A 22,239-nucleotide genomic window follows, 5' to 3' on the forward strand; every position below is an offset into this window, starting at 1 on the left:
ACTCGCGACCCCGACCTTGGCAAGGTCGTGCTCTACCAACTGAGCTATTCCCGCAAACAATTTTTTGTTTTATCGCCCCAACAAAGTAATAAAAACTTCATTGGTACGGGGTGCGCATTATACGAAATATTAAGATACTAGCAAGCCCCACAGCGCAAATTTTTCATTTTTTTGTTTGTTTGCTGACAAATTAAACATAATGATGATTTTATCATCGCTGATTGTAATCTTTTGATTTCAATCAATTAACATTGTTTACTTTTATGAACTCAATAAAAATTAGGGCCTAAAAATACACTTAAAGTAAATAATCGCTATTTTTCTTGAACCCAATCTTCAATTCTTAACCCCTCAACACGTTCAAACTCTCGAGTATTATTAGTCACAACAATAAGTCCTTTACTCCTTGCATGAGCTGCAATGTGTAAATCATTTTCCCCAATTCTTTTCCCTTGTTTCTCGAGGCTTGCTCTTATGTCACCATAATGGAAAGCAGCCAGCTCATCGTAAGGCAAGACCGTCAATCTAGAAACAAAATCATTAACAGTGGCAAGATTCTTCGTTGGATTCATGCTTTTCTCTGCCCCAAAAACTAATTCTGCAAGTGTAATAGCTGAAATAGCTAATTGACTAGCATGCTGATTAAATTTAGGGAGCAGTGACGAAGGACGACGTTTTATTGTAAAAATAATGATGTTTGTATCAAGTAAAAACTTAATCATCAAAAGATTCTCTGTGAGTTGGAACCTGCTCAACCCGTGATGATAAAAAATCATCGGTTATATCGGATTCAAATAAAAAGAAGCTATCCCAAGTATTTTGAACGGGAGTAATAATTCGCTCTTTACCCTTAGCCCTCACGATGACCTCTTTCACATCATCAGGAAAGCGTAATTCCGCAGGCAAGCGAACATTTTGAGTACGATTATTCATAAAAACTTTACTATGTAGAATCATCATATCTCTCCTAAACCAATGCTATATAGCTTAAGTATATAGCATCTATTTTATTGTTTCAACATTGTACAAATCGATTAATTATTCGCCATACTAATAACCAGTTTTATCCAAACAAAATTGGCTACCCGACGGCAGCCAATATTATTGTCATTCTGTGATTTAATGATGACTTAACACCCTAATAACCAGGCATTTTAAGTGAAAAACAGATCACTTATTTGATGAAGGTCTCACGGTAATAAGCCAACTCCGCAACCGACTCACGAATATCATCCAGCGCTTGATGCGTATTCTTTTTGGAAAATCCCGCTAAGATTTCGGGCTTCCAGCGACGTGCTAGCTCTTTCAATGTACTGACATCAAGGTATCGATAGTGGAAATAACTTTCTAACTCCGGCATGTAGTTGAACAGGAAACGACGATCTTGCCCTACACTGTTACCACAAATCGGTGATGCACCTTTAGGTACCCATTTTTCGAGAAATTCAATCGTCGCCAGTTCTGCTTCACGGTCGTGGATAATACTCTTACGAACACGCTCAACTAAGCCGCTCCCCGTATGGGTATTCACATTCCATTCATCCATTAAAGCTAGCTGTTCATCGGTTTGATGAACTGCAATCACAGGGCCTTCAGCTAAGATATTAAGTTGGCTATCGGTGACTATAGTGGCAATTTCAATAATACGATCGCGGATAGGATCAAGGCCGGTCATTTCTAAATCGATCCAAATTAAATTATTCTCATTCTTTTGCATGATATACCCTAACTGCATTCTATGAAGTTAAGGTATGATACCACCGTTCACACTTCGAGTTACAGATGTGTTGCCTTCTCGTTATTCACCGAATTTTAGCGGGCAACCTATTAATATGTGCTGAATTACAAGTGTGTTACCTTAGTTTAAGGCGCCAGATTTAATTTAACGCGTCAAATTATTTACCCGATATATTCAAATCAGCGAACCACAGCCAAGAGTACAAGAGAGGTCAGGTGGCTAAACAAAAACTTTCGAAAGGCCAGCAACGCCGCGTTCAAGAAAATCATCAAAAAAGACTCAGAAAACCAAAAACGATTGAAATTGATGATAACCAACTCGGTGAAGCTCAAGAAGGCTTAGTGATTAGCCGTTTTGGGCAACATGCGGACATCGAAGCCAGTGATGGCACAATTCAACGCTGTAACTTGCGTAGAACTATTTCATCGCTAGTGACTGGTGATAAAGTCGTTTGGCGCCCAGCGCTAAACACACAAAGTGATATTAAAGTTAATGGTGTTGTGGAAGCTGTTCACGAACGGCATTCAGTACTAACTCGCCCTGATTATTATGATGGTTTGAAACCTATTGCAGCAAATATTGACCATATTGTCGTTGTTTCGGCGATTTTACCTGAACTTTCACTAAACATTATCGACCGTTATCTTGTCGCTTGTGAAACCACCGGTATCAAAGCCATTATTGTGCTCAATAAAATAGACTTATTAGATGAAGAGAATCGCGGATGGGTGAGTGATCTCATGACGATTTATAGCGATATTGGCTATCAAGTTATCGAGGTATCCAGTCACACCAATGAAGGAATGGAAGTACTTACTAACGCCTTAGAAGGCAAAGTTTCAGTATTTGTGGGTCAATCCGGGGTAGGGAAATCTAGTTTGCTCAATACGTTGTTGCCTCATAATGAAACCATACTCGTCAATGACGTTTCCGGCAATTCAGGACTGGGACAGCATACAACAACCGCCTCGAGACTGTATCATTTCCCACAAGGTGGCGATGTGATTGACTCACCCGGTGTACGTGAATTCGGCCTATGGCACCTAACAACGGAACAAGTGACCAAAGGATTTGTCGAATTTAAAGACTATCTTGGTGGCTGTAAATTCCGTGACTGTAAGCATTTGGATGACCCAGGCTGCTTATTACGTCAAGCCACCGATGAAGGTAAAATTGCTGAATCACGCTTTGAAAACTACCATCGCATATTAGAAAGCATGGAACAGGTTAAGCCACGTGGCAATTTCACGGGTAAAGAGAAATAACCCAAGTCAGCCTTACTTTAAGTTAGTGTGCACTTACATTCATTTATCAATTGATAAATAAAAAAACACTCTAAATCATCTGAGTGATTAAAATAAACAGCTCTTAATAGTTTGAATTATAAATAAGTAAGCAAATGTCCTAAATAATTCGAATTATAGGTAGCCGGCAAACGAAGATATCCTGAGGAGCATACATTAGTATGTGACTCAGGGAGCTGAGCGTAGCCAACACCCCTATAATTCGAAGTATGACGGACATGATGTATGTGACTCAGGGAGCTGAGCATAGCCAACACCCCTATAATTTGAAGTATGACGGACATGAAAAAAGTAAAGATTCTTCAGGTTATTGAAACAAACTACATCAAAGGTACAATAGCCGCTTTTCGCTAACTTGCCTTTAAAAATCAGAGGTTAACGTGCTAGATAATATTAAAATCCGTTTGCAATATATACTTCCTAAACAAGGACTTACTAAATTCGCAGGCTGGTTTGCTGATAAAAATGCCGGTTTTGTTACTCAGTGGGCAATCAAACTGTTTGCTAAAGCCTATAAAGTTAACATGAACGAAGCACAAAAAAGTGAGTTAACCGCTTATGCCACTTTTAATGATTTTTTTGTACGCGCTTTAAGAGATGATGCTCGTCCTATTGTGGCGCTAGACAATCAACTCGCACAGCCTGCTGATGGTGCTGTTAGCCAATTAGGTCCAATTAATGATGACCTAATTTTTCAAGCAAAAGGCCATAATTACACTATTGAAGCTTTATTAGCAGGTCAGTATCAATTAGCGGAAAAATTCCGTGGTGGCGACTTTATCACAACTTATCTTTCACCGAGTGACTATCACCGCGTACATATGCCTTGTGATGGTTTATTAACAGAGATGATTTATGTGCCTGGGGATTTATTTTCTGTTAACCCATTAACTGCCGCCAATGTTCCTAACTTATTTGCCCGTAACGAACGCCTCATCTGTGTGTTTGAAACACCAATAGGTTCAATGATTCAAATATTAGTCGGTGCGACTATTGTAGGCAGTATTGAGACTGTTTGGAGCGGCTGTGTTAATACGCAACGCGAAGGCGTAATCAAACGTTGGACATATCCAACCGCGCATTCAGAAGGTGCAGTTTTTCTGAAAAAAGGTGACGAAATGGGACGCTTTAAATTAGGCTCAACCGTTATTAACTTATTTGAACCTAATACCATCAGTTTCAATTCATCACTGATCCCAGGCTATGCAACCCGAATGGGTGAGTTACTTGCAGTGTCTGTGAATGATGAAAAACAAACTGACGAGTCCACCGGATCATAATCATTTATTCTGTTACTTGAAGGAGCTCCTCACTGTGCGTTTGATTTTCAGTTTTTTTCTTAGTCTGTTAATCGTATTCTCATCCGTTGCGGCGCCAATTGCCTCGCAGGATGAGACACAGATAAAGCAGGAGCTCAAACAGCTTGAATCAAGTAAAAATCCAAAAGATGCAGAAATTGCACAAGCATTACAAGGTGCGCTAAATTGGATTGGTGAAGCTAATGAGGCTGATGCTAAAGCTAAATCCTATCAGGATGCGATTGATAATTTCCCTAAAATTATTAAAACGCTCAGACAAAATTTGCTCAACGAAAGTGATGTACCCGCCTCTATTCCTGCCGGTATTACGCTAAGTGAGCTCGAACAACGTATTATACAGCTTAGTAGCCAGCTTCTTGACCAAGGACGCCTCACTCAACAAGAGCAGGATAAAGGGCGAGAAATCAGTGAATCACTCAATTTGTTGCCACAGCAGCTTTCAGAGTCGAGGCGCCAATTAACAGATGCAACAACGCGTTTTCAATCCCTCAATACTCCCTCGACTCCGCTAGCAGAGGCACAGTATACTTTAGCTCAAGCCGAAGTAAGTGCTCGCAAATCCATCGTCAATGAATTAGAAATGGCGCAGTTATCAGCCAATAATCGTCAAGAAATTTCACGAATGACGTTGGAGCTGTATAAAAAGCGTTATCAGCGACTTGAGCTTGAATTACAAAATTTACGTGACTATCAGAATTCACAGCGTCAACAAAAAGCGGTATTAGCCTTAGAACATACCGAAATGCTCGCTGAGCAAGGCGAATTAACGCCGTATTTAAAAGAACAAATCGACATTAACCGTAAAATGTCGCAAGAATTGACTGATCAAGCGCAGCGCATGAGCGCCATCACCACCAGCCAATCTGAAATATCCAATAGCATCCGAGATGCACGCCAAGCACTCACCACTATCCGAGAACAAGCTCAGTGGATAAGTAGCTCAAGTACCTTGGGTGAAGCCTTGCGCTCACAGCTTTCCCGTTTACCTGATATGCCAAAAAGTCAGCAGCTTGACCGTGAGATGGCGGATTTACGGGTGCAGCGTTTAAATTATGAAGATATGCTTGAGCGCTTAACTAAGTTGGATGTCTCTGCGCTAGAAAGTGAAAACGCGCTTAGTCAGGCACAGATTCAGGTCTTTAAATCACTCATAAAAACACGCAAAGAATTATTGTCATCACTTATCTCAGGCTTTGATACTGAGATGCTTGAACTAACTAAACTCAATGTCGCAACGGGTCAATTAACCGATGCATTAAAAGAAGTTAAAGATGCGTCAAATCGCTATCTTTTCTGGGTAGCTGATGTCCCACCGGTTAGTATTCAATACCCTGTATTATTAGTCACAGATATTACCCAACTACTTTCATTAGACACTTTGTCTCAGTTAGTTGGTGCACTTAAAGTCATGGTAACAACCCAAGATTCGTTTCTATATCTGTTAGGGTCGATTATTTTAGTGATTTTTAGTGTCAGTACCCGTAAACATTATCAAGCGTTTCTAGACCGTTCTAGCCTACGTATTGGTAAAGTCACGCAAGATCGTTTTTATCTCACAATCCGCACCATTTTTTGGTCAATCATAGTGGCATTGCCGTTACCGATGATGTGGTCTGCCATCGGTTATGGGCTACAAAGTGCTTGGCAATTCCCTATGGCAGCCGCGATTGGTTATGGTGTTAGTGCCACCACTCCAGTATTGTGGCTATTTATGATCAGTGAGACTTTCTCTCGCCCGACAGGTTTATTTATTGCTCACTTTGGTTGGGACAAAGACGCGGTCAAACGCGCTATGCGTCACTACCGTTTAGCTATTTTTGTTATCGTCCCATTAGTGATGGCACTGATTACCTTTGAACACTATAGCGAAAGAGAATTTGCCGCAACAATTGGCCGCTTCTGCTTTTTACTACTGTGTGTCGCGTTAAGCTTAATCACCAACAATCTACGACGCTCACAAATTCCGCTTTACCTTGATAGGCACGGATCAGGGGAAAATATCGTTAATAAAGCGCTATGGTTAATGATATTTCTTGCGCCAGTCGTAGCTGCATTTTTCTCAGTATTGGGCTATTTCTCAACCTCTCAAGCCCTGCTTGCTCGACTAGAAACCTCTGTCGCTATCTGGTTTGTAATACTGATTATTTATCATACTATTCGTCGCTGGATGTCAATGCAGCGCCGTAAACTTGCTTTCGAGCGTGCAAAACAGCGTCGTGCCGAAATGTTAGCCCAACGAGCAAAAGGGGAAGATGACAGCCAACACCCTAATGCTAGTAACGAAAGTAATATTGATATCGAAGAACAACTCATTGACCTTGATGCGATTAGCACTCAGTCAGTAGGTCTAGTTCGCTCAATTTTGACGATGATTGCATTGGTTTCGCTGATTTGGCTGTGGTCTGAACTGCATACCGCATTCTCATTCCTTGAAAACATTCGTCTGTGGGATGTAACCTCCACAATCAATGGTGTAGACACCATCCAAGCAATCACCATGGGATCAATTTTCATTGCCATATTGGCGATTATCGTAACAGCTCAACTGGTACGAAATCTCCCTGCGCTACTTGAGCTCGCGGTGTTACAACATTTAGATTTAACGCCAGGTACGGGCTACGCCATCAGTACCTTGACCAAATATACTATTACCATCATTGGTACTATTGTTGGCTTTTCAATGCTCGGGATTGATTGGTCAAAATTACAATGGTTAGTCGCCGCAATGGGGGTTGGGTTAGGTTTCGGGTTACAAGAAATCTTTGCCAATATTATCTCAGGTTTAATGATTTTGTTTGAAAAGCCTATTCGTATTGGCGACACCGTTACCATTCGTAATTTAACCGGTAATATCACTAAGATTAATACTCGTGCGACAACGCTAACAGACTGGGATAGAAAAGAAATTATCGTTCCAAATAAAGCATTTATTACTGAGCAGTTTATTAACTGGTCACTATCAGACACTATCACTCGTATCGTCATGACAATACCGGCACCTGCCGACACCAATAGTGAGCTCGTCACCAATACTATATTAAGAGCCGCAGAGCGCTCGACAATGATTTTAGAAACACCAAACCCTGAGGTTTATCTTGTTGATTTACAACAAGGTATTCAGATTTTCGAATTACGTATCTATGCCGCTGAAATGGGACATCGTATGCCTGCACGTCATGAAGTGCACCAAAATATCTTGGCAGCCTTCGCAGAACAAGGCATCCCGTTACCATTCCCACCGTTCCAAGCTCGAGTGGATGTCCGCGATAATACGCTACAAAGTGCGACTGGACGTAACCCAGCACGTAAATCTGGAGAACTCTAATACTTGTAGGGACTAAGTACCTTTAGTCCCTCGTTTTTCTTTCAAGGCCATGGCATGACCCAAACTTCAAGTTCGCAAGATGAGTCAATTAAGCTTAAAGTAGCGCAAATAGAGTGCATTGGCTCCATTCTCTTTTTTTTGATCCCATTAGTTATCTTATTAATTGTTGGAAAAACATTTGCGTTTAATACCTTGTATCTATGGCAAGGTTTTAGCTTATTGTATCTTGTCGTGTATCGCTTATTGTTGAGAAAGCTTTCGTCTAAAGAAATGCAGTTAAAGGTACGCCGAGGATGGGGATATAATCGTTTCTACCGATTTTGCTGGGGCTATTTGGTGTTATCAATCATTATTATGGTGGGATACCAAGCGATATCCCACTAACGAGTTACTTAGCTTTGTGTGAAACCATAGGTTTTAATATAATTATCCGCTAATTGCTTCGCTTGCTGTAATTCTTCTTCATCGAGCTGTGCGGCGATTTTGTCTTGCAGCTTATGACTTTCTTTATTACCACTATAAACCGCCGTCGCGAGCCATGCATACGCCTGGCGAAGGCTTTTACTCACACCTTTACCTTCTGAATACATAACACCAAGCCGGTCTTGTGATTTAGCATCACGCTGCTTGGCGGCTTTTCTAAACCAAAATACCGCTTTTTCGTGGTCAACATCCACGCCGCTACCCACAGAATACATTTGTCCAATGTTAAACTGAGCGATAACATTTCCACCTTGAGCCGCTTTTCTGAACCAAAAAGCCGCTTTTTTTACATCTTGAGCCACACCCAGACCTTGGGCATACATCATCGCCATATTAGTTTCTGCGCGAGTATCCCCCTTTTGGGCCGCTTGTTCATACCACAGCATGGCTTTATCATAATCACGGCGCACACCGAAACCATTCACATACATTGTACCTAACCTGAACTGAGCATCTGAATTCCCCTGATCCCCAGCTTTAATAAACCATTGTGCTGCCATACTAGAGTCTTGAGAAACACCACTACCTTTAAAATAAAGTTCACCAAGCAAGAATTGCGCTGCAGAATCACCATTTTCGGCTGACTGCTTAATTTGTTCTATTGTCGGCTGTTTCGCTGATCCAGAGGTTGCTGGTATTGCGGCAGGTGTAGCAAGTAATACAGAACTAAAACAAACAGATCCCAACAAAAGCGCTAACGCAATTTTCTTCATCCTAAAAAACCCTCAACAGTACAATATACCCACGAACAACTCCCTAATATTCAGTATTATCGGCCAATCCTGAATATCATCTAGCTTAAACTTGCTTTGCAATATAAAGAATAGGAAAAATGACTTTATTACTGTTAATTGCACTTTATTTGCATAAACTGAATTTTATTTTCATTAACCAGACTTTCATTGCCGACATTGATTTGTTGAACCAATAAAAAAGCCAGATAGTTATTTAAATCCTATCTGGCTCTAATCAGAAAAGCATTCAAATAACGACTATGACTTGATCAAATATTCATTTCTTAAATAACGAGCTACCGCATCATCCTCATTTGAACCAATAATTTCCATCTGAGGTAACGAATCTTTTAGTAATTGATGCGCATTTTGCATAATGCAGCCTTTACCTGCCATTGCTAGCATCTCTTTATCATTCATGCCATCACCAAAAGCGATGCAATCATTGGTCATATAACCATGAAGCTCAGCAACTTGTTTTAAGGCTTCACCTTTAGAAACCGCCCCCGCCATCACTTCAAGACAATTACGTAAAGAGAAAGTCACATTGACTTTATCTTGCCAACGTTTCTGGATACGTTGCTGCAAATCAACCAGCATCTCATGATCTTCACTGGTGTAGTAAACTTTGCACACTTCAGCGGTTGGAAAGTTATGTCTATCAAATAACTGATAATTAAACACTGACTCTTTAAAAAACTCTTTTTGTTCAGGGCTTTCTCGATTGATAAACCAAACATCCCCATGATAGTAATTGGTAATAAGCTCAGGATTATCAAACTCCATCAAGCAAAGTTCATGGGCAATTTGTGGCTCAACATTATGTTCAAAAACTAAATTTCCGTTGGCATCATGAATTCGAGCACCATTCGAGGTGATCATGTAAGCATCTATGCCTAATCCGTCTCGGATCTGGCCAACATCAATATGATGACGTCCAGTCGCAAACACAAAACGGACACCTTGAGTTGTCACTAATTGTTTTAGCGTTTCTTTCGTATAAGGCGTTAAATCGTGATTGGGGGATAAAAGGGTACCGTCCAAATCGGAAGCAACAACAGGATATTTCATACTTTTTCCTAGCTAATACTGTTCAAAAAAATCACAAATTGCATTCAAAGCCATCGCTCTCAATGCATCGACTTCAAACAGGATTTCATGGTGAGCCCCTTCAATTATGAGGGGTAATTTTTCTTCTCTTCCTGTTTGCGCTTTTTGCCGACTTTGACAAAAAGCCTGTAGCTCTCGATTACTAACCACTTTTTCTTCACTGGCTTCTAACACCATCAGTGGTACATCTATCTCTCCCGCTTTCGCAATAAGCTCATCGCTAATCACAAAACTTTCTCGTAACCAGTGGTATGTAGGGCCACCGAGACGTAATTCGGGGTAATCTGCATAATAACGCAGGTAACGACGATAACGCTCTTGACTATGTGTAAGCACGTTAATCAAATAGGGTAAAGGCTGCCATTTACCTGTCGAAGCCGCATAGTCATTGCGTACACTTTGGCGAGACTCTGCTCTATCAACGATAAAACTCGCTAACCAACGTGGCATTGGTAAATTAATGCCGATCATCGGCGCACACAGTGCTGCCGCATCAAAAGTCACGCTATCACGCAATAAATATCCAGCAAGGATCGCGCTGCCCATGGAATGGCCAAGGGCATAACATTTAGGATAATGCCTACATTTTACTTCTAATTCAATAAACTGAGCAAAGTCATCAATATAATCGGTAAATTTTTCAACATGACCTTTTTGAGGATCTGAAAGCATACGCCCTGAGCGCCCTTGACCACGGTGGTCGAGGATAAAAACATCGAAACCCAAATGGTAAAAATCATAGGCTATTTCAGGATATTTCACATAACTTTCACTACGGCCGGGAGAAATTACAATTGCTTTATTGTGTTTAGAACGAATAAAACGAACATAGTGAATAGGGATATCATCGACACCGAGGAATGTCGCTTCTTCACGAAGCTGCCAAAAATCTAAAAGCGGGCCGTTGGTAAAGGCAGAAAATTGAGATTCTCGGTTTAACCAACTTGCTTTTAGGCTTTTTGGGGTCATCAAGTCTATCCTTTATTTATTCATCATAGCCTTCAAGATGATCTCGGATAAGAGCCATAAAAGCCTCACCGAAACGCTCTAATTTTCGTTCACCCACCCCATTAATTAGTAACAATTCAACGGATGTTGTTGGGCAATGCTCAGACATCTCAATTAATGTTGCATCATTAAAAACAACAAATGGCGGCATATTACTTTCATCAGCAATCGATTTACGCAATTTACGTAGCTTAGCAAAAAGTTTCTTATCATAATTGCCACGGTAAACTTTGCTCTGCTGATTACGACTTTTCGTCACAAGCACACGAGGAACAGCAAGTTGCAACGGTAGCTCGCCTCGTAATATTGGCCTTGCCGCTTCCGTAAGCTGTAAGGCAGAAAAATGGGTAATATTTTGGGAAATCATTCCCATATGGATAAGCTGGCGGATCACACTCACCCAATGCTCATTACTTTGCTCTTTCCCAATACCATAGACAGGGAGCTTATCGTGAGCGAAATCACGGATACGCTGATTATTTGCGCCTCGTAAGATTTCGACAATATAACCAATACCAAAGCGCTGGCCGACACGATAAATACAAGAAAGTGCCTTTTGAGCATCAACTAACCCATCATACTGTTTCGGTGGGTCTAAACAAATATCGCAGTTACCACATGGTTTCTGTCGATTTTCACCAAAATAATTCAGTAATACCAGACGGCGGCAAGTTTGTGCTTCCGCAAATGCGGCGATAGCATTGAGTTTATGACGTTCAATATCTTGCTGCATTCCAGCAGGTTTTTCTTCTAAACAGCGACGAAGCCATGCCATATCCGCAGGGTCATAGAACAAAATAGCTTCTGCTTCCACACCATCACGCCCTGCTCGCCCCGTTTCTTGATAATACGCTTCGATATTACGAGGAATATCAAAATGCGCCACAAAACGTACATTAGACTTGTTAATGCCCATACCAAAAGCAACAGTTGCGACGACAATTTGCAGATTATCTTTTAAAAAAGCATCTTGTACCCACTCGCGCTGCTGACTATCTAATCCTGCATGATAAGCCCCAACACTTAAACCGCGTTTTTGTAGTCGCTCTGCGGTTTCTTCAACCTTGCTCCGGCTATTGCAATAAACAATACCAGATTTACCTTTCTGGGCTTTAATAAAAAACCACAATTGGTCTAATGGCTTATATTTCTCAACGAGAGTGTAACGAATATTTGGCCGATCAAAACTACTGACGTGCACTAACGGGTCTTGCAATGCTAATAGACGAATAATATCGGCACGAGTGGTTTCATCTGCTGTCGCGGTTAGCGCCATCACAGGTACGTTAGGTAAAGATTGTCGCAATTGACCTAATGAACGATATTCAGGACGAAAATCATGTCCCCACTGAGAGATGCAGTGCGCCTCATCAACCGCCAATAAAGTGATATTCCAATTAGCTAACTGACTTAAAAAATAGTCCGTCAATAATCGTTCAGGGGCAACATACAGAAGCTTTATCTCCCCTTGCCCACACAACTCCATAATTTGGCGCTGTTCTTGTGAAGTTTGCGAGGAATTCAAACACGCAGCATTCACACCATGCAATCGTAATTGATCGACTTGGTCTTTCATTAATGAAATAAGTGGCGAAACAACTAAAGTTACACCATCTTTGACCAACGCAGGCACTTGGTAACAGAGGGATTTTCCTCCACCGGTTGGCATTAAAACCAAGCAATCACGGTTATCAATAATCGCTCCAATGACAGCATCTTGTCCTGGACGAAACGACTGGTAGCCGAAAGTACTATTAAGCACATTTTCAGCCAATGATAATTGGTCAATGATACAAGCGGTGGACACAAGCTTCCTTAATATCTAAAACAAATAGCTGCCTATTTAGAGCAGCTAAGTCTTGGCTAGCAAACCTTACAACCTATCAAGATACTATCTTGAAACGCAGGAGATGTCTGCTAGCAAATAAAATTTGCGGCGGGTTACAGCATGTCGTTTAACATGACTCCAATACCGAAACGTGTCTGACGGTAGTTATAGTCTATCATCGACTCGCCATATCCACTAAATAGCTGAGTATATAATCTGACGTGTTGACTAATTGGATAGCTCCAGCCTAATTCAGCGCCACCATAACCACTATTCCAATTATAACGTCCGGTAGCAGTTACCACACTGTCACCCAGTGCATAACCCACTTTTAAACGGTAATACCCCATATACTTGGTGATATCGCGATTATCATCACTACCTTCACTTTCATGAATCCGATACCAAGGTTTAAGGTCGACTTGCCAATTACCATTTTGCGCCATAGCGCGTGCATACACACGGTTCCAACTGCGTGACGTTGGATCAGAGCGTCCGTTCGATTCATGGTTAAAACCTGTTTCAAATTCACGCACTGTCCAGCCACCTAACTGATAGTCAGTTAGCCAGCCAACAAAAACCTGTGGCTCATAGTTGGTTTCACGAAAAGGTGAAGACTCTTTCTTATTACTGAGTTGCCACCAAGAGCGTTGAGTATAAGATACCGCTAAAATAGAATCATCCCCTGCAATCCCAGCCCAAAGCGGGAAAGCAAGACTTAATTGAAATTTCACTTCATCATTTAGCGCGTCATGAGCCCAGTCATAGCTTGAGATAGCCTTTTTATTCATTGAAGAAGTGTAGGTATAAATAATGTAATTTGACTCATAAGGATATAGCACAAAAGGATTATCATAATTTTGAAGTAGCCCAGAAATGATACTACCTCGAATCGGCGAATTATCCGTTACATCCTGTTTTGGTTGCACATCCGTATTTTCAGTAGCAAATAGTGATACAGACCAAAAACTGAGCACAGCACTCAATAACATCGGTAAAGCACGCATCAGTCATTCCTATATTTAACAATGTCAAAAAAACTTTGTCTTATTTTACACACAAAACTCAATAGCTGTTGAAAGATTATTCATTTGTTTGTTAGAGACACCGATCAAACATAATGATAACTTATAATTCACATATTTTTAAAAGGATGAAGATGATGAATGATCGTACTTACACTTTTGAAGAAGCCAGTGAGCTCATGAGTAATGCTTTTATCTATAAAATGCCTTTCAATCAATTATTAGGGATAAAACTGGCTAATATGAGTGACGATTTTGTGCAATTAACCGTTGAAAATCGCCCTGAATTAATCGGTAATTTTACTCAAAATATTCTTCATGGTGGTGTCATTGCCTCAATACTTGATGTCGCCGGTGGCATGGTATGCATCAACCGTATGCTTCAACGTATTAACCCATTAGTTCATCAAGAAATTGTCGATAAAATGTCTCGTATGGGCACCATTGACCTACGTGTTGATTACTTACGCCCCGGGCGCGGTGAAATATTTACCGCCAGTGCCAGCCTTTTGCGTGATGGCAATAAAATCGCCGTAACCCGATGTGAATTACATAACGAGCGCAACCAACACATTGCAACTGCCACCGCGACCTACCTTATTGGATAATATATTTCTGTAAAAAATTAGTTACCTAGTAAACTAATAACTTGTAAAAAAACCTGAGCAATGTCACATTAGAGCAAGTCCAGATCGAGCCAATAAATGAGTCGGCTCGATATCTAAAATTCGATTTTCCTTAGTCATTAATTCAATTTCAGAGCCAACAATGAGCCAGCAAAATACTACCAAAGGCGTATTATGTGCCTTGGGCGCCTATTTTATTTGGGGTGTCGCGCCTATTTATTTTAAAACGATTAAAGAAGTCCCCGCAGAAGAGATCCTGACTCACCGTATTATCTGGTCATTTTTCTTTATGCTCATTCTATTAACTGCAACTCGGCATTGGAGCTATATGCGCCAAGTGCTAAAACACCCTAAAAAAATATTAATATTAGGCGTAACGGCGGTCACGATTGCATCAAATTGGCTCATTTATATTTGGGCCGTTAATAACGGCCATATGCTACAAGCCAGTCTTGGTTATTTTATTAACCCGCTCATTAACGTATTATTCGGTATGCTATTTTTGCAAGAACGCTTTCGCCGAATGCAATGGATAGCGGTTGGACTTGCATTGACAGGCGTTTTAATCCAATTATGGCAGTTTGGCTCAGTGCCTGTCATTGGTTTAAGCCTTGCGGTTACCTTCGCAACTTATGGTCTCTTACGTAAAAAATTAGGTGTTGATGCACAAATAGGGATGACATTTGAAACCCTATGGTTGTTGCCTGTTGGTGTTATTTTCTTACTCTTTTTTGCTGATAGCCCGACAAGTAATATGGCCATGAATGATTGGCATCTAAATGTACTCCTTATTGCGGCCGGTGTTATCACCACCATTCCTTTATTACTATTTACTGAAGCTGCAAACCATTTACGCTTATCCACGCTTGGCTTTTTCCAGTATATGGGCCCCAGTATTATGTTCTTACTTGCGGTCTTTATGTATGATGAAGTCATGACACCAGAACTACTTATCACCTTTGGTTTTATTTGGGTTGCATTAATTTTATTTACATTAGATGCATTATATACTCAACAAAAACTTAGAAAAAAAACAAATACTATCGCTTAATATCAGAATTAACACCTGATTAAATGGCTTTAACCAAAACACTGATTATTATTGCCAATTGACAATATAGTCAGTGTTCCATTTTATGAGACCAAATTAATAAATTTATTTTATATAAATAATATAAATGACTTAATATTTAATTTCTGTTTAGTTTTATTTAAACAAAACTCATCAAGAAAATAGCTTAATTAAATTGAATATTTCTTACTATATTCACTAACAACTTATTTCACCATTCACCTCAAACAAAAAAATCGTTTAAAATACAATAAAATCAATATTTTACATTAAATTAAAACACTTGATTTTCTTTGTAAAATCATTATGATTAAACTTATCTTAAATCCTCATCAATTATCTCACACCTGTATAAATCAACTCTTTGAAATAAAAGAGGATATTTATTTTCTTTAATTAATGATTGCTTAATCGGGAGTTGATAACTATATTGTACGCCGCTTGTATTCACCCCAGCGGATAGTGATGGTCCGATTCATTACTGACGTTTCATTAAAGTGCGCACGATGACATTTTTATTATGTCCTGGTGCGAGGTTTTCTGAAATTGAATATAACGCGTTAAGTTTTAAATAAAAAAATAGTGTAGTGCTATAGCTGAAGTTATAAAAACACAGTTATACGGCTGCATTTTAGGTTCATTTTTTCTGTATCTTCAGAAAGAGTGACGTTGTGAAGGGCTTTTGGGAAGGGCTTCAAAATGCAACAGAATACCGTTCATATGAAACGTGTACTGACCACACCTGCGTTAGTATTTTTCGGGCTCGCTTATATGGTGCCGCTCGGAATTTTTACCACCTATGGCCAAGTCACAGTATTAAGTGAAGGGCACCTGCCTATCGCTTATTTAATTACACTTGCTGCCGTCTTTTTTACTGCCATGAGCTATTGCCGCATGACCAGCGCACTCCCTCTTTCAGGGTCTGCTTACTCATATGTGCAAAAAACATTTGGCGGCACACTCGGATTTTTAGTGGGTTGGGCACAACTGCTCGATTACTTATTCCTGCCTATTATCAACTACATCGCTATCGGAATCTTCGTTCACGAAGCCTTTCCTGATATTCCCATGTATGTGATTATTTGCAGCACCATTACACTTGTCAGCATTATGAATATTTTGGGTATTAAATTAGTATCCTCAATGAATATGTTGATCATAATGATGCAATTTGTGTTTATTGCTGTCTTTTTATATCTGAGCTTTAAAACCTCATTTGTATTAGACACCCAGGCGCTACTCGCCCCAGTTACCGTGATGGCAGACCAAGTACCCGGCTTATTTGCTGGTGCTGCTGTATTATGTTTAGCTTTCTTAGGCTTTGATGCCATTTCAACCATGGCCGAAGAAACTAAAGATGCACGCCGTGCTCTGCCAAAAGCAATTTTATATACTGTCTTTATTGCTGGAACTTTGTTTGTGACCATTTCTTATGGCGCACACCTCATTTATCCAGTGTGGCAAGATTTCATTCCAAATACAGATGTAGCCAGCCTTGCCGTAATGAAGCAAGTTGGTGGCGCGATGATGGCATCTAGCTTTATTACCGCCTATGTAATTGGTGTATTTGCCTCTGCCATGACATCACAAGCTAGTATTGTACGTATTTTCTATGCAATGGGCCGCGAAGGTGTATTACCACGTTCAGTGTTTGCATATTTGCATCCGAAATTAAATACCCCTGTGTATTCAATCATTTTTGTAGCAATTGCTTCACTACTTTCGCTCGTTTTATCTCTGAGCATGGTGGCATCAATGATAAGTTTCGGGGCGCTCATTGCGTTCACCTTTGTGAACTTATCAGTAATTAAACATTTTTATATTGATCGTAAAGCACCTCTCGATAATACAAAAATTTTCACCTGTCTTATCATGCCATCCATTGGTGTTGTTTTAACCCTTTGGCTGTGGACAAGCCTTGATGCAGAAGCCTTCAAAGTTGGATTATGGTGGCTAGCAGCAGGTGCAGTTTATCTCACACTGTTAACCCATGGCTTTACTCGTCGTCCTCCTGCTATTTCTGACGATGAAACCGATATGATTATTAATTAATTATATCGACACTGAATGCTATAGATAATTACCTACAACGAACAATTACCTATAACGCCTAACAATGGGGAAGCTTAGCCTTCCCCGTTGCTTTTTTCGCATAGGCTCCTCCCAAAGAGCCCCTGATACAGACGGTTTACCATGAATAACAAAATTGCTGATGTCATTTATTTCAACGGTTATATCTATACCGCAGACAATCAAAATAGCGTTGTTGACGCAATCGCCTTGCAAGATGGCTATATCCTTGCAACAGGGACTTCTGGTGAATTACACCAATATGTAGGACCAGAAACAGAAAGTATCGATTTAGATGGCAAAATGATGATGCCTGGCATTATTGATGGCCACATGCACCCATTTTGGGGCGGCGTTCAACTATTCGGTTGTCATCTAAATTATGAGTCATTATCGATTGAACAAATCCTACAACGTGTGCAAGATCACCTCGATAAAGACCCTCGTACCAGCGAAAATGATTGGTTAAAAGTTACCGCATGGTTACGTCAAGGCATGTTACCTGCGGGTATTGATATGTATCGTGAAGACATGGATACCTTGAAAACCAATCGCCCTGTAGTTCTCTTTTCAAATGACTGCCACACTTTATTAGCTAATAGCCGCGCATTAGCACTTTTAGGTATCACTAAAGAAACACCTGAACCGCCCGATGGTAAAATAGGTAAATACGAAAATGGCGAGCTTAACGGTATTTTAGAAGATGCACCTGCGATGCGTGCTGCTGATAGTATTGCAACTATTCGTGATGATCAAACTGTTGAAGTCGCAGAGTTAGTTCAAAAGGTATTAAACCAACAAGGTGTCACTATGGTGATGGATGCTCGAGTTTCTGAGCAGCAACTTGATGCGTTTGCACAGCTACAGCAGCGTGGAGACCTCACTATCCGTTTCCAAGCTGCCCGAGAAATTACCCCCGATGAAACACCCGATGTCGCCTCAGTTGCAGCAGCTGTCGATAACGCCGTTGCTTTCGCTAAAAAATGGCATCAAGCAGACTGGACACCGGAACCTGGCATTGGCTTGCGTAATATCAAAATGTTTGTCGATGGCGTGATGCAATATCCAACCATGACAGCCTCTTTATTACAGCCTTATCGCATTAATAAAGGCACGGATATTGCGCCTAATTGGGTCGAAACAGATAATTACGGCGACTTATATTTCACGGCTGAAATTCTTGATGAACTGATGGAAAAAATTGCAGCCGCAGGCTACGACCCACATTTACATACCGTCGGTGAAGGTGCTGTGTCTATTGTTTTAGATGCGATTGAAAAAATGCGTATCGCGCATCCAGAAAAAGATATCCGCCCAGGGCTCGCTCATAACGAACTGGTTGATGCTAAAGATTATGCGCGATTTGCACGCCTAAAAACGATTGCATGCCTTTCTTTCCAATGGGCTGCACCAACACCAGAACTTGCCGCTTTTGAGCGCAATATGTTAGGTGAAGAACGCTTTGAACAGTTAGAGCCTATCGCAAAATTTATCGATGCTGGCGCTGTTGTCGCTTTTGGCAGTGACTGGCCAATTGATGACTTTGATGAATGGTACGACTTAAAAGTCGCAGCAACACGTCGTGGTCGTGATATTAACGGCCAAAAAGCACCAAGATTAGATAACGATCGTGACTTAACAGTAACGGAAGTTTTACGCTCAGCAACTATTGATTCTGCTTTTGCGCAGCATCGTGAAGAAGTTCTTGGATCATTAGAAGTGGGTAAATTTGCCGACATGATCGTACTTGATCGCAATGTATTTGAAATTCCTGCTGACGACATCGAAAATGTAAAAGTCTTGCGCACTATTATTGGTGGAAAAACGGTTCATATCGCATAATTTTATATAATTACTATTTAATTTGATGAAGGCATAGCCAAAATGCCTTCATCATTCATTATCAGCTACATCCTTATTCTAGCTAACTCTCTGACTATATTTCCAATCCCCATCAACAAAAACTGAAATAAAGTCTCCATAAGTTTCTGATAACGATTTACTGTTATTCATGACAATATCCATATTGATTTAAATAATTATTTTTTGAATTAACAGACCATAAAATAATATTATAATTACCCTCTTATAACTAATTTAATTTTAATATGTTAGTGTCATTATTATTCATACTAAAATAATATTTTTTAAACTAACTTAATTGCATTCATAAAGTCACTAAAATACCATCTAGCATTTTTTATTTAAAATACCGCTTGCAAAGCAAAAAACATCTCGCTATCATCCGCTGCGTTTTCAATTCAAACATTAACTGCAAGGAGGTACATCATGACAACAACTAATCAAACTCTTTGCGGGCACACCCAGAAATAGTCACTCTCGTTAGTTATACTATCTCCCAATTTTTGCCCGCTCTACCCTCAATAGTTTAATTTGCTATCGATGGCAAGTTCTAGCATCTCTATCAACATAGATTGACTATGTGACTCGAGGCTATTGCGTAACCAATCTCTGTGCAATTTAAAATATGGCGAGGTATTCATCTTATTTTTTAATTAGATATGAGCAAATTAATATGGGCAATAGCCTTCATTATGTGAGCGAACACATCAGTTATATCGCCACAGAATCAACATGGATTGAAAGTAAAGCAATCCAACAATTACAAACAACCGCAAATCTACCCGATATGGTTTCAGTGGTTGGAATGCCAGATCTTCACCCAGGACGTGGCTACCCAATCGGGGCAGCATTTTTCTCTAGCTCGCGCTTTTATCCCGCGTTAGTCGGTAATGACATTGGCTGTGGCATGAGTTTATTTCAAACGGATATTAAAAAATCTAAATTAAATTTAGATAAATTAGAGAAGCAACTCACTGAAATGGCTGACCATGCGCCATTGTCTTGGCTAAATGAATATGTTCCTGAGCACATGAAATATCACGATTTTATGGCATCACTCAGCTCTATCGGTGGAGGGAATCATTTTGCAGAATTTCAGGTTATTGATGAAATAGTCGACTCTGAATTATTTGCACAAAGTGGTTTAAATAAGCAGCAGCTATTACTGTTGGTGCACAGTGGCTCCCGAGGTTTGGGGCAATCAATTTTGCGTCAACATGTTGAGCAACATAATCATAGTGGCCTTGATGAGCAATCTAATGAGGCAAAACACTATCTTCAAGCGCATCAAGATGCGTTATATTTTGCAGAATTAAACAGACAGCTAATTGGTTTACGTATGTTACAACAAGTAAAAGCAACAGGTGAACTAAGTTTAGATATCAATCATAACTCGGTAGAATCTTGCTGCATTAATGGTATCAATGGCTGGCTTCATCGCAAAGGCGCAACACCATCAGATCGTGGATTTGTCATTATCCCAGGTTCTCGAGGTGACTACAGTTACCTAGTCTCGCCAAAAACCAGTGAAGTTAGTCTCAATTCATTGGCTCATGGTGCAGGACGCAAGTGGATGCGAACCGAATGTAAAGGCCGACTTTCTCATCGTTATACGCCTTTGCAATTGTCACGAACTACACTAGGTAGCCGTGTTATTTGTGCCAACAAGCAATTAATTTATGAAGAAGCCCCTCAATCTTATAAATCAATAGAAACAGTGATTGATAGCATGATTGATATTGGCATTATTCAAGTAATTGCACGCCTCAAGCCTATTGTAACCTATAAAACCAGTGGAGATTGCTAATGATATTATTACAATTTTCATCCGCGCAAGGGCCTGAAGAATGCTGTATTGCGGTAGAAAAAGCACTTGCTTGCTTTTTGCATGATGCAAAGCTTAGCCAAGTAAATGTAGATATCCTTGAGTCATTTCCATCAAAGCACGGTTTAAAATCCGCTTTGGTTTCATTAGATGGCTCTCAAGCCGAAGCACTAACACAATTATGGTGCGGTACAGTTCAATGGCAATGCCAAAGCCCATTGCGCCCGCGCCATAAACGTAAAAATTGGTTCATGACAGTCATGCGCTTTTCGCCAGTTATAGGCATTGAGGAAAGTGAAATTGAATTTGAGTTTATTAAGGCGCAAGGCCCCGGAGGACAGCATGTGAATAAAACCTGTTCAGCCGTAAGAGCAAAACATATCGCAACAGGTGTTAGCGTCAAAGTACAATCCGAACGCAGTCAACATGCCAATAAAAAATTAGCTCGTCAGCTGATTCAGTGGAAATTAAATGAGCATCAATCTCAACAGCTGAGTACATTAGATAAAGAACGTCACAGTTCTCATTATCAGATTGAAAGAGGAAATGCAGTGATTGTGTTTTCAGGTAGTCAATTTAAGCGGTTAATCTAATTATAACGCCACCTTCGCTAAGAGGGTGGCCTATTTATATTTAGAGGTTGATATATTTAAAGATTAATATGATTTAAATGATGTCATACAAACTGCTGGCGAATAGTTTGATATTGGCGTTTTGAAACTATAATCGACATCCATAACTGAATTATTTCTATCTAATACAAATGCATTCATATTTTGTATTAAGTTAGCATCATTAGAACCTATTGATACGCTTTCACCAACTTCCTTCTTACTCAACTTATTAAGTGCATCTGTAGTGGCATAGTTAATTTGGTCACCAAGTCAGAGGTGATATCATCACCTCATA

The 22,239-nt window shown here is 40.1% G+C and carries 18 protein-coding genes; 10 read left to right on the forward strand and 8 right to left on the reverse strand.

All coding sequences use genetic code 11. The features are described from left to right. Positions 1–314: 314 nt before the first annotated feature. From vapC to orn, 3 genes are all read right to left on the reverse strand, one after another. Positions 315–722 carry a type II toxin-antitoxin system tRNA(fMet)-specific endonuclease VapC gene (gene vapC, locus ACTH6U_RS20510; RefSeq protein WP_294104290.1) on the reverse strand — a complete coding sequence of 136 codons (408 nt, stop codon included), beginning with the start codon at positions 720–722 and terminating at the stop codon, positions 315–317. Then, positions 715–957: a type II toxin-antitoxin system VapB family antitoxin gene (vapB, locus tag ACTH6U_RS20515; protein ID WP_294104433.1), complete on the reverse strand. Its 243-nt coding sequence runs from the start codon at positions 955–957 to the stop codon at positions 715–717. Before vapB ends, vapC begins: the two co-directional genes overlap by 8 nt. Positions 958–1,174: 217 nt before the next feature. Continuing rightward, on the reverse strand, positions 1,175–1,717 hold the full coding sequence (gene orn, locus ACTH6U_RS20520; RefSeq protein WP_294104292.1) for an oligoribonuclease: 543 nt from the start codon (positions 1,715–1,717) through the stop codon (positions 1,175–1,177). A gap of 236 nt (positions 1,718–1,953) precedes the next feature. On the opposite strand from orn, the gene rsgA reads away from it, so the two are divergent. The 4 genes from rsgA (at position 1,954) to ACTH6U_RS20540 (ending at position 8,070) form a co-directional block, all read left to right on the forward strand. After that, positions 1,954–3,003 (forward strand): small ribosomal subunit biogenesis GTPase RsgA, encoded by a 1,050-nt coding sequence (gene rsgA / locus ACTH6U_RS20525; protein WP_294104294.1) that lies wholly within the window; start codon positions 1,954–1,956, stop codon positions 3,001–3,003. A gap of 419 nt (positions 3,004–3,422) precedes the next feature. Next, positions 3,423–4,322, forward strand: coding sequence for an archaetidylserine decarboxylase (gene asd, locus ACTH6U_RS20530; RefSeq protein ID WP_294104296.1), 900 nt, complete (start codon positions 3,423–3,425; stop codon positions 4,320–4,322). A gap of 34 nt (positions 4,323–4,356) precedes the next feature. Continuing rightward, a complete protein-coding gene (gene mscM / locus ACTH6U_RS20535) occupies positions 4,357–7,686 on the forward strand; it encodes a miniconductance mechanosensitive channel MscM (RefSeq protein WP_294104298.1) in 3,330 nt (1,109 codons plus the stop codon). Positions 7,687–7,740: 54 nt separating this feature from the next. Continuing rightward, a complete protein-coding gene (locus ACTH6U_RS20540; protein WP_441833035.1) occupies positions 7,741–8,070 on the forward strand; it encodes a hypothetical protein in 330 nt (109 codons plus the stop codon). An 8-nt stretch (positions 8,071–8,078) separates the two neighbouring features. Here ACTH6U_RS20540 and ACTH6U_RS20545 read toward each other — a convergent pair whose 3' ends face one another. The 5 genes from ACTH6U_RS20545 to pldA form a co-directional block, all read right to left on the reverse strand. Further along, positions 8,079–8,882 carry a tetratricopeptide repeat protein gene (locus ACTH6U_RS20545; RefSeq protein WP_294104302.1) on the reverse strand — a complete coding sequence of 268 codons (804 nt, stop codon included), beginning with the start codon at positions 8,880–8,882 and terminating at the stop codon, positions 8,079–8,081. Positions 8,883–9,161: 279 nt separating this feature from the next. Continuing rightward, the gene (gene yigL, locus ACTH6U_RS20550; protein ID WP_294104304.1) at positions 9,162–9,974 is read right to left on the reverse strand and encodes a sugar/pyridoxal phosphate phosphatase YigL; all 813 of its coding nucleotides are present in this window, start codon (positions 9,972–9,974) and stop codon (positions 9,162–9,164) included. A 12-nt stretch (positions 9,975–9,986) separates the two neighbouring features. After that, positions 9,987–10,982, reverse strand: coding sequence for a lysophospholipase L2 (gene pldB, locus ACTH6U_RS20555; protein WP_294104306.1), 996 nt, complete (start codon positions 10,980–10,982; stop codon positions 9,987–9,989). 16 nt (positions 10,983–10,998) lie between these two features. Next, positions 10,999–12,828 (reverse strand): ATP-dependent DNA helicase RecQ, encoded by a 1,830-nt coding sequence (gene recQ, locus ACTH6U_RS20560; protein WP_441833036.1) that lies wholly within the window; start codon positions 12,826–12,828, stop codon positions 10,999–11,001. Between the two features lie 134 nt (positions 12,829–12,962). Then, a complete protein-coding gene (gene pldA / locus ACTH6U_RS20565; RefSeq protein WP_434719686.1) occupies positions 12,963–13,856 on the reverse strand; it encodes a phospholipase A in 894 nt (297 codons plus the stop codon). A gap of 155 nt (positions 13,857–14,011) precedes the next feature. Here pldA and ACTH6U_RS20570 point away from each other — a divergent pair, with 155 nt between their 5' ends. From ACTH6U_RS20570 to prfH, 6 genes are all read left to right on the forward strand, one after another. Further along, positions 14,012–14,482, forward strand: a complete 471-nt coding sequence (locus tag ACTH6U_RS20570; protein ID WP_294104310.1) for a thioesterase family protein — start codon at positions 14,012–14,014, stop codon at positions 14,480–14,482. Between the two features lie 160 nt (positions 14,483–14,642). Then, positions 14,643–15,551 (forward strand): EamA family transporter RarD, encoded by a 909-nt coding sequence (rarD, locus tag ACTH6U_RS20575; protein WP_294104311.1) that lies wholly within the window; start codon positions 14,643–14,645, stop codon positions 15,549–15,551. 720 nt (positions 15,552–16,271) lie between these two features. Then, the gene (locus ACTH6U_RS20580) at positions 16,272–17,624 is read left to right on the forward strand and encodes an APC family permease (protein ID WP_441833037.1); all 1,353 of its coding nucleotides are present in this window, start codon (positions 16,272–16,274) and stop codon (positions 17,622–17,624) included. 141 nt (positions 17,625–17,765) lie between these two features. After that, a complete protein-coding gene (locus ACTH6U_RS20585) occupies positions 17,766–19,484 on the forward strand; it encodes an amidohydrolase (RefSeq protein WP_441833038.1) in 1,719 nt (572 codons plus the stop codon). 694 nt (positions 19,485–20,178) lie between these two features. Then, entirely contained in the window at positions 20,179–21,312 is a 1,134-nt protein-coding gene (locus ACTH6U_RS20590) for an RNA ligase RtcB family protein (protein ID WP_441833039.1), read from the forward strand. Next, complete coding sequence (gene prfH / locus ACTH6U_RS20595; RefSeq protein WP_441833040.1) at positions 21,312–21,923, forward strand: peptide chain release factor H; 612 nt, start codon at positions 21,312–21,314, stop codon at positions 21,921–21,923. Before ACTH6U_RS20590 ends, prfH begins: the two co-directional genes overlap by 1 nt. Positions 21,924–22,239: the final 316 nt, after the last annotated feature.

Origin of the sequence: Providencia sp., from assembly GCF_052096715.1 — a bacterium.
Lineage (GTDB): Bacteria > Pseudomonadota > Gammaproteobacteria > Enterobacterales > Enterobacteriaceae > Providencia.

Bases quoted from the DNA above. Each gene is read 5' to 3' on its own strand.
- prfH (WP_441833040.1), top strand. From the start codon at position 21,312: ATGATATTATTACAATTTTCATCCGCGCAAGGGCCTGAAGAATGCTGT.
- ACTH6U_RS20570 (WP_294104310.1), top strand. From the start codon at position 14,012: ATGAATGATCGTACTTACACTTTTGAAGAAGCCAGTGAGCTCATGAGT.
- vapB (WP_294104433.1), bottom strand. From the start codon at position 957: ATGATTCTACATAGTAAAGTTTTTATGAATAATCGTACTCAAAATGTT.
- ACTH6U_RS20540 (WP_441833035.1), top strand. From the start codon at position 7,741: ATGACCCAAACTTCAAGTTCGCAAGATGAGTCAATTAAGCTTAAAGTA.
- ACTH6U_RS20590 (WP_441833039.1), top strand. From the start codon at position 20,179: ATGGGCAATAGCCTTCATTATGTGAGCGAACACATCAGTTATATCGCC.
- orn (WP_294104292.1), bottom strand. From the start codon at position 1,717: ATGCAAAAGAATGAGAATAATTTAATTTGGATCGATTTAGAAATGACC.
- pldA (WP_434719686.1), bottom strand. From the start codon at position 13,856: ATGCGTGCTTTACCGATGTTATTGAGTGCTGTGCTCAGTTTTTGGTCT.
- yigL (WP_294104304.1), bottom strand. From the start codon at position 9,974: ATGAAATATCCTGTTGTTGCTTCCGATTTGGACGGTACCCTTTTATCC.
- rarD (WP_294104311.1), top strand. From the start codon at position 14,643: ATGAGCCAGCAAAATACTACCAAAGGCGTATTATGTGCCTTGGGCGCC.
- ACTH6U_RS20580 (WP_441833037.1), top strand. From the start codon at position 16,272: ATGCAACAGAATACCGTTCATATGAAACGTGTACTGACCACACCTGCG.
- ACTH6U_RS20585 (WP_441833038.1), top strand. From the start codon at position 17,766: ATGAATAACAAAATTGCTGATGTCATTTATTTCAACGGTTATATCTAT.
- vapC (WP_294104290.1), bottom strand. From the start codon at position 722: ATGATTAAGTTTTTACTTGATACAAACATCATTATTTTTACAATAAAA.
- pldB (WP_294104306.1), bottom strand. From the start codon at position 10,982: ATGACCCCAAAAAGCCTAAAAGCAAGTTGGTTAAACCGAGAATCTCAA.
- ACTH6U_RS20545 (WP_294104302.1), bottom strand. From the start codon at position 8,882: ATGAAGAAAATTGCGTTAGCGCTTTTGTTGGGATCTGTTTGTTTTAGT.